A 12,827-nucleotide genomic window follows, 5' to 3' on the forward strand; every position below is an offset into this window, starting at 1 on the left:
TAAAGAAACAATGACGATATCACCAGTGGCGCGCACGGCTAAACCTGCCATAACAGCGCAAGGTAGTCTAAACACATAATAAATACAAATTAAACTGTTAGATTAATAACATATTTAGCGCGATATATACAAGGGTTTTACTGTGGGTGAACACCCAACGGTGCCCGACGCCAGCGAAAACACACGCCGAGCCAGCAATTCACTTGGAAAATCCCCCCACAAGTACCGTAAGCCTTTTACATTGTTGAATTTATGGTATGATGAAATATCAGCTTATCGCTACAGCATAATGAACTCTAATTAAAGGTTACTCTGGTAGAATGAACGGCAATACTCTCGATACAGATCAGAATACATTTTCCTTTGTTGATGCGGAACGAAAAGTACTTGATTTTTGGGAAAAACAGGACATTTTCCAGAAGTCTCTTCGTCAAACAGCCAACAATCCACCCTATGCATTTTACGATGGACCTCCATTTGCAACTGGTACACCACACCATGGGCATCTGCTGGCATCCACCATTAAAGATATTATCCCTCGCTACTTTACGATGAAAGGTTATTATGTCCAACGCCGTTTTGGCTGGGATTGTCATGGCCTGCCGATTGAGCATGAAACCGATAAAACCTTGGGTATGTCAGCCAAAAAGGCCGTTGAGACCTTAGGGATCAAGGCATACAATGATGAGTGTCGAGGTATCGTTCAACGCTATACGAAAGAGTGGCGCTCTACCGTTACACGGATTGGCCGCTGGGTCGATTTTGATAATGATTACAGAACCATGGAACCTTGGTACATGGAATCTGTATGGTGGGTATTCAAGCAACTTTGGGACAAAGACCTGATCACCCAAGGCGTCAAGGTGGTACCGTTCTCTACCACTCTGGGCACCGTTTTATCCAACTTCGAGGCAGGCTCTAACTACAAAGACGTACAAGACCCAGCACTGGAAGTGTTGTTCAAATTAGCAGACGAAGACTGCTATATCGCAGCGTGGACCACCACGCCCTGGACATTGCCTTCCAACCTGGGGCTGTGTGTCAAAGCCGACGCCGACTACATAAAAGTTTTAGATGAAGATAAACAGATCCACTTTATCATTGCCAAAGCGCGCCTTGAAGCCATAGGTAAAGGGAAAAACTTAACCGTAGTGCAAGAATATAAAGGCGCCGACTTGGTTGGTAAACGCTATGAGCCGCTCTTTGATTATTTCAAAGAGTTAAAGAATGCAGGCGCATTTGTTGTTCTAGCTGACGATTATGTCACCATGGACAGCGGTACAGGTATCGTGCATATCGCGCCTGCATTTGGTGAGGACGATAACCGCGTCATGAAAGAGGCAAATATTCAGGCCGTTGTGTGTCCTCTGAATATGGTTGGCGAGTTTACCGAAGAAGTGACTGACTTTAGCCGCATGCACGTGAAAGAGGCGGATAAGAACATCATTCGCCACTTAAAAGAAACAGGTCACCTGTACAGCCACACCACCATTGTACACAGCTACCCGTTCTGCCCGCGCTCTGACACGCCGATCATTTATCGTTCTATCCCATCATGGTATGTCAAAGTAGAGCAAATGCGTGACAAACTCGTGGCATTGAACCAACAGATCAACTGGGTACCTGAGTATATTAAAGAAGGCCGGATGGGGAACTGGTTGGCAGGCGCCATTGACTGGGCAGTCTCGCGAAACAGATACTGGGGAACACCCATTCCGCTGTGGCGCAACGACGTTACCGGCAAGTACTTATGTATTGGCTCTATAGAAGAATTGGAGCACTATTCAGGGATCCGTGTCGATGACTTACACCGCGACTACGTCGATGATATTTCTTTCACTGTGGCAGATGAAGAAGGCACCTACCAACGTATTGAAGAAGTACTAGATTGTTGGTTTGAATCTGGCGCAATGCCGTATGCTCAGCTCCACTACCCGTTCGAAAACCAGTCGCTTTTCGAGTCTAGCTTTCCGGCTGAATTCATTGCCGAGGGATTGGACCAAACACGCGGTTGGTTCTATACCCTGTTGGTACTCAGTCAGGCTTTGCACGACAAACCAGCGTTTAAGAACGTCATTGTCAATGGCATCGTGATGGCAGAAGATGGCAAAAAAATGTCGAAGCGCTTGCGCAATTACACCCAGCCAGATGACATCATGGAAGAGTTTGGTGCCGATGCATTACGCTTATATTTAATCAACTCAGGTTTGGTTAAAGGCGAGCCACAACACTTTTCAAATGAAGGGGTGAAACTGACTGTTCGTCGTGCCATGCTGCCTTGGTGGAATGCCTTTAAATTCCTCAAAACCTATATAGAAATTGATGGTTGGAAACCTTCAAATACAGCGCACACGATCACCAATCCGTTGGATCATTGGATACTGTCAAAACTGCAAACGTTGAAGTTAAAGGTCACCACGGAGATCGAAAACTATCAGCTTTATAACGTTATTCCGGTGTTGTTTGAGTTTATTGAGCAATTGACCAACTGGTATATTCGCCTTAACCGCTCGCGCTTTTGGGCTGAGACACTGACTAAAGACAAGGTGTGTGCCTATCAGACACTGTACACCTGTATCTATGAGTTGAGCCTGGCCATGGCACCGTTTGCGCCATTCTTATCTGAGCATATCTATCAAGAGATGCTTGCCTTACAAGAGGATGGGGAACAACCTGAGTCAGTGCACTTGTGTACGTATCCAAGCGTTGATGAAGCACTCATTCAACCTGAGCTTGAAGATGCACTCGCGCTATTGCAAAACGTCGTGCTGCTAGGTCGTCAAAAACGTAATAAAGAACGGATCAAGACCAAAATCCCACTGATGAGCCTGACAGTGATCCACCGCGATACAAGCCTACTTCAAGAGATCAAGAAGCTAGAGTCTTACTTGCAATCTGAGCTGAATGTAAAATCTGTTGTCTACCGTGAAGACGAAGACAGCTTTATCAATTTCTACGCCAAGCCAAATTCACCTTTGCTGGGCAAGAAGTTGGGTAAATCATTTAAGCAATATAAAGCACTGATTGAAGCACTCACGGGCGAGCAATTACGCCAGCTAGAAAAAGACGGCAGTATTGAGCTTGAGGGCATGCGCTTCGACAAAGAAGAGATCCTCACCTTCCGTGAACCGAAAGAAGGCTCAGAAGTCATTTCTGATAGTTATATTTCCATTAAACTGGACTGTAAACTGAACGAGGAGTTATTGGCTGAAGGGCTGGCCCGTGAAATCGTAAACCGAGTTCAGAAAACACGTAAGCAGCTTGATTTTAAGATCGAAGACCGCATTTATGTCGAATACGCATGTGATCAAGCGCTCGATGCGGCTATCGCTGCACATGCAGATACCATCTCATCGGAGACATTGGCATTGAGCTTTGAAAAGCGCGATATTGCATCTGATGACACGGTTGCTCGTTATGATGTAGAGGGTCATTCGCTATTGCTTAAGTTGAATAAAGCGACATAACTTGGCATTGCCAAGGCGTGCACAACACAATCACACTTTACATGCTTGTGTTGTGCACGCCGTTAGCTAGGCAGATCTACAGACAAAATTCAGCGAACATGGCCCAACCTACCCTTCTCACCCCATGACTCAATACATGCTTTACATGTTATTTATTAATGTTTATAATGTTTTTATCATTCAATTAAGCGGCTGAAGATATGCCGTAGGTGTGTTGTTCGTCATACATCAGAAAATGACCACACCCTGAGTGCCTGGACAAATAATAATTTAATATCCCTTTAAACTGGGCTGTATGTCTGCGCTTATTATTCCATAAGTATAGCCTGTGTTTTGAGGTCACTGAATGCTGATCCCCTATCACCTTGTCGGCTTGCCGCCGTTCTATCCAGGGTGTGTTGTCACGCATGGCGATCGGCATAATAGCACCTGTTTATGTCAGTAGCAGCAAGCTATATGACGATATGTGAGCAACTAAAAAAGGAAGCTAACCTGGTGGATAGAACATGGATCCTGGATCGCGTACAACAGTTCGGTGATCTCCCCGCGGTTGTTGAAAAAGATCAGTGCATTACCTTTGATGCCATTGCCCAAAGTGCTCGCAACTGGCTGACCAATGAGTCGATCACAGAGCACAGTATCGTTGTCATCAATGGAGTATTTAACGCAACGACATTAGGATTGATACTTGGTGCCTATATCAAGCAGTGTACAATCGTTCCCTTATTCAATAGCGATGCTGCACAAGTAGAAACAATCATTAACGCAGTACATCCAGATGTACTGTGTGACACACGCGACGACACCATATGCTGTACCACGCTAGCCACCTTGTCACCCACCAAGCATGCACTATTAAAGCAACTGGTCACACAGGGAGCGTCCGGACTGATTTTATACAGCTCAGGCAGCACAGGTACACCCAAAGCCATTTTACTCAGCCTGGACAAGCTTTTGCAGCGTTATCAAGTTTATAAAGAGCAGGCCACCTCCACCATCGCAGGTTTTTTGTTTTTTGATCACATTGGTGGTTTGGATGTCCTAATGCAGTGTCTAATGACGGGTTGTACCTTGGTCAGCATGACGAAACGCACCCCCGAGGATGTCTGCCAGGCCATTGAAAAGCACCGTATCAATGTATTACCCACTACGCCGACTTTCCTTAACATGGTGTTGATCAACCGCAGTTATCAACGCGCAGATCTGAGTTCACTGACTGTGATTGCATATGGTTCAGAAGTCATGCCACAAGCAACACTCGACTTGCTGCAACAGGCATTGCCGCACGTCACGCTAAAACAAACATATGGAATGAGTGAGCTGGGCGTGTTACCCACAGAGTCGAAGGCAGGCAACTCGCTGTGGTTAAAAATTAAAAAAACCGACTATAAAGTGCAGGATGGCGTGCTGTGGGTCAAATCGCCAACAGCCATGCTTGGTTACCTCAACCAAGATCACCCGACATTGAATGACGGTTGGCTGTGTACGGGGGATTTGGTGGAACAACGAGGGGAGTACATTCGCATTTTGGGGCGCCAGAGCACAGTAATAAATGTGGCGGGTGAAAAAGTGTTTCCGGCAGAGATTGAAGCCCTCTTATTGCAAATTCCATTTGTAAAGAATTCATCGGTATGGGGGAAAAAGAGCCCGATCACCGGAAAAATTGTCGCGGCGACAATTTACACTGATGACGGTGTCGATCCACTGCAGGCAAAAAAACACATTTTAGATATCTGTAAGCGAACCTTAGCCCCCTACAAAATTCCAAGGCACTTCGAATTTGTAAATGGGCAATACCATAGCGAAAGGTTTAAAAAAATCAACAAGATACAAGGAACAATAACCAGTGGAAAATAAAAAGGGTACAATTGTGATCAGCGGTGGAAGCCGAGGGTTGGGATTCGAAATCGCATCCCAATTTTTGGAACAAGGATATGCCGTTGCGACATTTTCAAGAGGCAGTACAGAGCACGTAACCGCACTTGCAGATGATCCGCGCTTTTTTTGGAAGTCGGTTGATGGCAGTGACTATCAGGCTCTGATCGAATTTCTCAAAGAAGCCCAGCAGCGACTCGGCAATATTGTAGGCCTGGTCAACAATGCCGCCATTGGTGCAGATGGCGTGCTCAGCACAATGCGTACGTCTGACATTGACCGCGCGCTGGACGTGAACCTCAAAGCACAGATCTATCTGTCAAAACTGGTTTCTAAGAAGCTCTTGCAAAACCGCGACGGGTTTATAATTAATATCTCTTCCATTATGGGCGTAAGGGGTTTACCAGGCGTTTCTATTTACAGTGCCACAAAAGCGGCAATGGACGGCATGACAAGAAGCTTAGCGAAGGAGCTTGGCCGCAAAGGGATCCGTGTAAACTCCGTCTCTCCGGGCTACTTTGCCAGTGATATGGTGAAAGATCTGTCAGACGACATTTTAGTTAAAATTGAGCGCCGTACGCCGTTAGGACGCTTAGGTACACAGAGTGAGATTGCCAAGTTGGTGCTGTTTTTAGCAACAGAGGGGCATTTTATTACCGGGCAAAACATTGTCATCGATGGAGGTTTTACATGTTAGACGCACAACAGATTAAAAATGCGATATTGGATAGTATTATCCAAGAGGTGGCCACAGTCCTGTCTGAAAAGTCGCTCCCGATCACAGATCTGCAAAGTGCCACGGCATTCTCTGAATTGTCATTAACGTCTCTGGATTTGGCTGAGCTGATCAGCAATCTAGAAGCGCGCTATGAAGTTGACCCATTCGAAGAATTGGTCGCCATCACCAGCGTCGTTACCTTCGATGACCTCGCTGCGGCCTATACGCTGAGCTTGTCAGGCCAATCAAAGCAGCCACATGACGCCCTCAGTGAAGAGCTCAAAGCCATAAAGAATCAAACACGGTAATCGAGCTAGACACTGACATACAAGATCATAGCGACACATTGGCGATATACGCCACCATTTTGGTGCTCGCTATGTTATGTCAGCTGTTCATATCTAGCGTGACTCAGACACATAAACGTAGAAGTAGAAATACATGATGGCTACAGATGATATAGCAATTGTCGGGCTCGCTTGCCGATTTCCCGAAGCAAGTTCTCCGACCCAGTTTTGGCAAAACTTAGCGCAAGGGCGGGAGTCCATAGCAAGATTATCCGATGCGCAATTACGTCATGCTGGAGTCAGTGACAGCGAATTTGAGCAACCCAGTTACGTCAAAGCATACACACCCCTTGCCGATGTCGACAAGTTTGATGCGCGCTTTTTTGGAGTCCCTACAGCAGAAGCAAAGCTCATGGATCCACAACAGCGGACCTTGCTAGAAATTGTCTATCACGCTTTAGAAGATGCCGGCGCTTTGCAAACAGCCCAACAGAGTGAAACCGGTGTCTATGCAACCGGTGGCGGGATCACACGTAGCTATTTATACCAAGAGGCAACAAAGCACTTTAATGGCAATAGTGATACGGGCAGTTTGTTACAGTTACTCAACGATAAAGATTTTCTTGCTACACGGGTGTCCTACAAATTAAATTTACAAGGCCCCAGTCTCTCCGTTCAAACCGCCTGCTCAAGCTCCATGGTTGCTGTCCACTTAGCAAGAAGTGCGTTGCTGAGCGGAGAAATCGATATCGGGATCGCCGCGGCTAGTTGTATCAGATTGCCACAAGATAGGGGTTATAATGCCGCTGAAAGTATGATCTACTCACCAACAGGCCGCTGTAGGACCTTTTCAGACGACGCCGATGGCACCATTTTCGGCAGTGGCTCTGGCGCCGTGGTGCTCAAGCGTTATCAAGACGCACTGGCCGATGGCGATCATATTTATGCGCTACTTAAATCAACCGCCGTCAATAATGATGGGGCTGGGAAGTTTGGGTTTACGGCATCCAGTGTGCCTGGCCAAGCCAAGGCCATAGTTAAAGCTATCGCATTGGCGGGGATCAGTGCGGATCAGCTCAGTTATATTGAATGCCATGGCACCGCGACCAAAATAGGTGATCCGCTGGAGATCCGCTCGCTCGAGAAGGCATTTTCACTGGATACCGATAAAAAGCAATTTTGTCATATCGGTAGCGTCAAACCGAATATTGGTCATTTAGAGCAGGCAGCAGGACTGGCCAGCCTCATTAAACTTGCGCTGATGATAAAACACCGTCGGCTTGTGCCCACCATTAATTTTCGCGCGCCCAACCCTAAATTGAAACTGCCGCAATCCCCTTTTAAGATGGCACTAGACTATGAAGCGTGGGAACCCGAACAACAACGACGTTACGCCGGGTTAAACTGTTTAGGTGTGGGAGGCACCAACGTATTTGCGGTGCTCAGCGATCTTCCAACAACCGATACAACGCTATCCAACGACAACAGCTTCGTTGAACCAGCACAAGATGTGCTGTGCCTATCAGCCAAAACGAAGGCTCAGCTCGTCGAATATATTGAGTGTATCGCAAACGACGAACGGCCTTTACCACTGTGTGCCCTTGCCTATAACATCAATACCAGCCGTGCACATTTACCAATCAGAAATACAGTGGTGATCAACCGAGATATGAGCATAGCGCAGTGGCGTGAACAAGCCCTGACCAAGATTTCAGCGCCTAGCGAACAGCGCAGAATGACATTTGATAAACCAGCCCATTATATATGCAACCCCACAGAGTTCGTTAATCCCAGCCAGTTAGCGGCACTCACCACAGACATGCGCTGCCAACATTTTACAGATACCCATCAACGCTGGCTGGACTCTGAAGCACTCACATTGATAATTGCCTCTACGGCCCCCTTTGCACAACATGTGGCTCAGTTGTTTGCATTTGAACTGGCATTGTATGAGCAATTAAAGCATTGGGGCATGAAGATGGCATCATTTCTTGGCGAAGGGATCGGTCAATATGTGCAACTGTTATTGGCAGGCGTGCCTTTGCAAAAATGGCTCAATACGCTGGAAAAAGAGCTACACACACATCAGCGTCATTTGAGCCACACACAAACTGACTGCTTTTCTCAGATGGGTGAAGTGGCCATTGAGCAAGAGGTCCACCTTGCAAGTGAAGCACCCATCATTTATCGCAATCGTCCTTCAGACAACACCACCGAATCAGTATGTGTCTGTGACAGCGGGCGGTTTACTGCCACCGACCTGTGGTCCCTTCTTGCAACCATTGTTGACCAAGGCGCGCACATTAACTGGCAAAACTACTACCCTTTCAACGCTTTTGAAAAACACACTTTACCCAACTACCCGTTTGAGAAAAAACGCTATTGGTTGGTTGATGAAGACTAACATTGCTACACCTAGACTAACAAAAGATACAAGGAGCATGAAATAACATGAGTAACGCAGCAACATCTTCAGCCAGAACATTAGTGATTGGCTTTATTGAAGAAATGAATCGCTCATCACTACGTGGAGACGAGATCCAAAATAACTTTGAGCTAAAAGATAAACTCAATATTGATTCATTGAACAAGCTCATTTTACTTACCCGAGTCACCGAACACTTAGGGATTGAATTTGGCACAGCCGATAAAACCATTAATGACTTCACCTCAGTCAACGATCTGATCTCATTTGTTGAATCACACATCACTGCGCCAGAAGCGTCGTAACTTTCTCGACCTCGCTTTACCACGGCAGCTGGGATCACATGCTTTGTTGATGTTTCTGGCTGCTGCCCCATACCAATCACAGCAATATAGTGCGGATATATCACGCATCGCCATTCATTAGGTTTAATACATCACCAGGTGACACCGCACAGACAGGCCAATTCATCTGTGTATCAAAAAGGTCCGGTAGAGGGTTTTAAACATGCTTGGTGCCTGCTTTTTGCTTCATTATCCAAAGCACTTAAAAGCTGGTTATACGGTTTCACTTGAATGGTTCTTAGGGATCACGCCACCGGATCTCAGTACTGTACTGAACAATGAATGTTGCTTTGACTGTATGGTATACACCATACGTTTTCGCCAATCAGGCAACTCGGAGAGAAAATGGCGTTTAATTCTTGGCGAATTCAGTTTGAATAATTTGACTATGAACTTAAAATCAAGGGGTTACAAACCCATTGCCGGATGATACAAGACGAATATTAATCTCGATAATGCCTCTGAGCGAATCGGCATTCCAGGCTTTTACTTGTTCAACATACAGGCCTTTTTCACGGCAATATTCGCTCAGTTCAGCTTCATTTAAACTCGCAGTTTCAATCACTGTGGTAAGCTTAGCTTCTGCTGACCATTGCTCTGGTTTTGATTTATATCCGGGCACAGGACGACCTTGTTGTTTGGCTTTATCGCGCCAATTATACAAAGTTTGCAGCCCAACCCCTTCATTTCTGGATACTTCAGCAACGGTCATATTCGATGGAGGCAATAACTTACTCAAGATCATTTGCTTACGTTCTTTACTATAGCGTGGCACAATCAAGCCTTAACGCCCCAACTGGTTAAATTTTAAGTAGTGACAACTAGCCTGCCAGAGGAGGATGGTTATAGAAGCGTGAATCACTGTATCGATAATCTTCACTGATAATATCTAGCCATTGAGTATCTACTGCATTACTGCATACCAGTGTCAGCACATCAAATTGACGACAGTTGAACCAGCAGCGATATTTTTGTTGTGGTGCTCTGGTAGCTACCCAGTTGGCAGTTAGTTGCAACTGTAGCCATCCGCTTCGGCCTGTAATCATGGTATTACATTCAAACATATAACATGCCTCCAGCTGAGCGGCATCAAAACCAAAATATTCACCAATAAAAGGACATATTGCTTTAAATAAAGCCTCTTTAGCTGAAAACAGCAGAGTAGTCGCCTGTTCGCTGGTAAAGCCCGCGCTCACTAGTACATGCAGCTCGTCTGTATTATGAATAGATTTGGCGATCTCTCTAGCTTGCTGAGAGGTAAGCCAAAGTTCAGTATCAATACCGACAAAATTGTCAATTGCCAGAGGTTGCGTCAGCACAACAGCACAAGCACTGTATTGGTGATGAGTAATAGAGCCCGTCACAATCTCGGGCCAGGCCGGAGCCCGAAGCATACCAATGCCAAGCTGTGGCGGGACAGGATTAAACAACCCACTTTGCTGCATTGAAAGGCGTGCCAGATAGCGCCCAGCTAAGTATTCAGCTTGCCTTTTCACTACTGATCCCTCAATAGACGTTGGCAAGTCCAACGCTAAATCAGCAAAATTAGCATGTTGAAAAGACCCTAGCGAGAAGTTTCCGCGAGCCAAAATCAATCGCTGCAGAGTATCGCTAAACAATTGAATTTTGAATAGGCTTGCGACTGTACTGGTGGCTAGTGGCAATACCGATAAAAACGGAAACGGAGGACAAGACATATCTAGTACCTTTTCAATTTAATCATGATCGATTGAGCTACCAGTCCATGGGTAGCTCAATAACCGGAGTCAGTATGATCTGTACCAGCAACAGTGGACACTTTGCTAAGCACTGTTTTTCAATTCGTAGTTTTCAGGGCTAAGATAGCCAAGAGCACTATGCCTTCTGGTTTTGTTGTAATCAACCTCTATGTACTCAAACAAATCCGCCTCCGAATTTACCGGTACGATTCAGGGCTGGAGCCCTACGATTATCTGTGCCGGTTACTGACTGAGCTGCCTAAAGTTACTGACAAGGAGCAACTGCAAAAGCTCTTGCCTTACTGATCCTCAAAACCAATCACACCGCAGGTGTGGTTGGTGTTACGCTTACCCAGGAGGAAGCAAGACAGTGGGTTCTTATATTTACACGCTGGTATAACTACGAGCACAAGCATAGTAAGTTACGGTTTGTGACACCCCATCAGCGTCATACGGGGCAAGATAAGGCCATACTGGAAAAACGCCAAGAACGTCTTGAGGTGGCGAAAGCAGCCAACCCAGGCAGGTGGGGAAAACGTGATGTGCGAAACTCCACACCAGTGGGACCGACAACGCTAAACCCGGAAAAAGAGCAGATTAAACAGGTAGAAAAACAGGCCGCTTAAACCGGCTGATGGTGGCAACTAGCTTGAAAAACGCCGCCATCAGTGATGGTGCTACCGTATCTTTTGCTCTTTTATATAATTGACCACATGCTCAAATGCTTCATTCACAGCTTTTGGATGTTCCCAGTCTAAGTCGTTCCAGTCAATACCACTATCAAGTGCCAGCAGGTTTTCTGTAAGGATAAACTTCATCAGTTCTGGTGATTCGAGAGTCCCTAAACGGTAACGTTTTTTCTTCTCAACAGTCACCGGTGATTTAATATTGTTTAGAGTGTCGTGAATTCTCTTATTGATGGTTCTTTTGTGTTCCACATTAAGGAGTGTCTGGCCGGTTTTCTTACGAATGCGGCGCTCTTCAGTAAGCACTATCTTCTTTATCGTAGTGAAAGGCACCGAATTGCCGTTTTGATAAGCCTTTAACACGGCCGGATAACGCGTTAGCACGCTGTAATTGTCAAATGCTCCCATCGATATTCCTAATAAACTAGCCATTTCCCGAACTGTTAATCCTTTACCCTCAGTTCGTTGTCGCATTGCACTTAATGTTTCAAGCTCGATTATTGCCTCCTGAAAAGCCAGCAGTTTACCATATTGGGGTAAATCTTCACGGCTGGCATTTTCTTGAAATTGTTTAGTACGAGGTAATGATGGTTTTTGGCTGTAGACTTTAAAGTGTGCTGCACCGTCGATACCGTTGGCGTAGATCATCGCGAAAAAACGACGATGCCCAGTCAACAGCTGGTAACTATTGCTGTCGAGTGGGTAAATGGTCGGAACCTGAATCAACTCAGAGACTGATATGTTTGCTGCTAACTCAATGATCGAAGTGATGTTGATATTAGCTTTTTTCCACTCGAAGCTGCTCTTGTGAAAGCAGTTCAGAATACAGGACTTGCCTATCACGACCTTATCTTGGCAATCCAACCGCTCTATTAACTGGGATTTTGACAGTCTTCTAGTGGCAATCTGATAAGCAAGCTGGTCAGGTACTATCACAGCGGGGAAGAAACGAGCATTATTCTGATCGGGCTGGATGCGGTGAAGGAAAATTGATTTGTATTCATACGGCTGATCGATGAGGATTCTGGAAAAATCCTTACAGCTCAGTTCGGCAGTTAGTTTCTGCTCCAGAGACGGAACATTCAATAGCACTCTCCACTCACTTCATATAGTTCTAAAGTATTTTAGAACTTTTAGTCGTTATCAGCAAGAGATTTGACAGCCAAATGCTTGCCAAATCAAGTAAGAGTACGGCTTAGTAATAACCGATAAAATTGGAAAAGAGCCAATATTATGATCTTTGAGTTCGTATGGATCCCTTAATTGAGACTATACCCAAACAACCTCAAGATGCGAGTTTCAGAGTT

Annotated in this window: 8 protein-coding genes and 4 pseudogenes; 8 read left to right on the top strand and 4 right to left on the bottom strand. The window is 45.7% G+C overall.

Features of this window, described 5'->3' with window-relative positions; all coding sequences use genetic code 11:
- The first annotated feature begins 320 nt into the window (after positions 1-320).
- The 6 genes from ileS to Q3O60_RS05140 all read left to right on the top strand — a co-directional run bounded on the left by ileS (position 321) and on the right by Q3O60_RS05140 (position 9,077).
- Positions 321-3,467, top strand: coding sequence for an isoleucine--tRNA ligase (ileS, locus tag Q3O60_RS05115; RefSeq protein WP_305892832.1), 3,147 nt, complete (start codon positions 321-323; stop codon positions 3,465-3,467).
- Positions 3,468-3,902: 435 nt separating this feature from the next.
- On the top strand, positions 3,903-5,324 hold the full coding sequence (locus Q3O60_RS05120) for an ANL family adenylate-forming protein (RefSeq protein WP_305892833.1): 1,422 nt from the start codon (positions 3,903-3,905) through the stop codon (positions 5,322-5,324).
- On the top strand, positions 5,314-6,039 hold the full coding sequence (locus Q3O60_RS05125; protein ID WP_305892834.1) for an SDR family NAD(P)-dependent oxidoreductase: 726 nt from the start codon (positions 5,314-5,316) through the stop codon (positions 6,037-6,039). Before Q3O60_RS05120 ends, Q3O60_RS05125 begins: the two co-directional genes overlap by 11 nt.
- Entirely contained in the window at positions 6,033-6,368 is a 336-nt protein-coding gene (locus Q3O60_RS05130; protein ID WP_305892835.1) for a phosphopantetheine-binding protein, read from the top strand. The genes Q3O60_RS05125 and Q3O60_RS05130 overlap by 7 nt, the downstream gene beginning before the upstream one ends.
- Before the next feature lie 133 nt (positions 6,369-6,501).
- A complete protein-coding gene (locus Q3O60_RS05135; RefSeq protein ID WP_305892836.1) occupies positions 6,502-8,751 on the top strand; it encodes a beta-ketoacyl synthase N-terminal-like domain-containing protein in 2,250 nt (749 codons plus the stop codon).
- Positions 8,752-8,798: 47 nt separating this feature from the next.
- On the top strand, positions 8,799-9,077 hold the full coding sequence (locus Q3O60_RS05140) for an acyl carrier protein (protein WP_305892837.1): 279 nt from the start codon (positions 8,799-8,801) through the stop codon (positions 9,075-9,077).
- Between the two features lie 496 nt (positions 9,078-9,573).
- On the opposite strand, the pseudogene Q3O60_RS05145 reads toward Q3O60_RS05140, so the two are convergent.
- From Q3O60_RS05145 to Q3O60_RS05155, 3 genes and pseudogenes are all read right to left on the bottom strand, one after another.
- A pseudogene (locus Q3O60_RS05145) lies at positions 9,574-9,891 on the bottom strand (transposase); the annotation flags it as partial.
- Positions 9,892-9,937: 46 nt separating this feature from the next.
- Positions 9,938-10,813 (bottom strand): 4'-phosphopantetheinyl transferase family protein, encoded by an 876-nt coding sequence (locus Q3O60_RS05150; RefSeq protein WP_305892838.1) that lies wholly within the window; start codon positions 10,811-10,813, stop codon positions 9,938-9,940.
- 105 nt (positions 10,814-10,918) lie between these two features.
- Positions 10,919-11,017 (bottom strand): annotated as a pseudogene (locus Q3O60_RS05155) (IS3 family transposase); the annotation flags it as partial.
- Between the two features lie 27 nt (positions 11,018-11,044).
- Here Q3O60_RS05155 and Q3O60_RS05160 point away from each other — a divergent pair.
- Both Q3O60_RS05160 and Q3O60_RS05165 read left to right on the top strand, forming a co-directional pair.
- Positions 11,045-11,140 (top strand): annotated as a pseudogene (locus Q3O60_RS05160) (transposase domain-containing protein); the annotation flags it as partial.
- Between the two features lie 56 nt (positions 11,141-11,196).
- Positions 11,197-11,460 (top strand): annotated as a pseudogene (locus tag Q3O60_RS05165) (IS3 family transposase); the annotation flags it as partial.
- A 51-nt stretch (positions 11,461-11,511) separates the two neighbouring features.
- On the opposite strand, the gene Q3O60_RS05170 reads toward Q3O60_RS05165, so the two are convergent.
- Positions 11,512-12,606 (bottom strand): hypothetical protein, encoded by a 1,095-nt coding sequence (locus Q3O60_RS05170; RefSeq protein ID WP_369812634.1) that lies wholly within the window; start codon positions 12,604-12,606, stop codon positions 11,512-11,514.
- Between the last annotated feature and the right edge of the window lie 221 nt (positions 12,607-12,827).

Origin of the sequence: Alkalimonas collagenimarina, assembly GCF_030717845.1 — a bacterium.
GTDB lineage: Bacteria > Pseudomonadota > Gammaproteobacteria > Enterobacterales > Alteromonadaceae > Alkalimonas > Alkalimonas collagenimarina.